The sequence below is a fragment of the Paenibacillus sp. 01T443 genome, from assembly GCF_056398325.1.
The window spans coordinates 1-459 of record NZ_JBFTPE010000080.1 but is presented as its reverse complement, the minus strand read 5'-3'; the positions used below and the strand labels follow the sequence as shown (position 1 = coordinate 459).

Below are 459 nucleotides of genomic sequence, written 5' to 3'. Positions count from 1 at the left end.
TGCTCTGCTTCTTCCAGATACTGCGTGGTTAAAAGAACCGTCGTACCGCCCTTCGCAAGCTCTTTGACAATGTTCCATACCTCGATACGCGCCTCAGGGTCGAGTCCTGTGGTCGGCTCGTCAAGGAATATGATTTTTGGTTTTCCCACAATGCTCAAGGCGATGTCGAGCCTGCGGCGCATACCACCCGAATAAGTGGATACTCTGCGGTCTGCGGCTTCTGTTAAGCCGAAGCTTTTTAGCAAATCGTCGGCAACCTGCCGTGGGTTTTTAAGGTATCGCAGCTTGGCAATCAAGATAAGATTTTCCCGACCGGTCAATTTGCCGCCGTTGACGAATTATTGACTGGACGGGAAAATCTTATCTTGATTGCTAAGCTACGATACCTTAAAAACCCACGACAGGTTGCAGACGATTTGCTTAAAAGCTTCGGCTTGACAGAAGCCGCAGACCGCAGAG

2 pseudogenes are annotated in these 459 nt (G+C 49.9%); one reads left to right on the top strand and one right to left on the bottom strand.

From position 1 onward, the window contains the following. A pseudogene (locus tag AC1DLI_RS34385) lies at positions 1-326 on the bottom strand (ATP-binding cassette domain-containing protein); the annotation flags it as partial. Between AC1DLI_RS34385 and AC1DLI_RS34380 the strand changes: the two are divergent. Next, positions 312-459: pseudogene (locus AC1DLI_RS34380) on the top strand (ABC transporter ATP-binding protein); the annotation flags it as partial. The pseudogenes AC1DLI_RS34385 and AC1DLI_RS34380 sit on opposite strands and share 15 nt — an antisense overlap.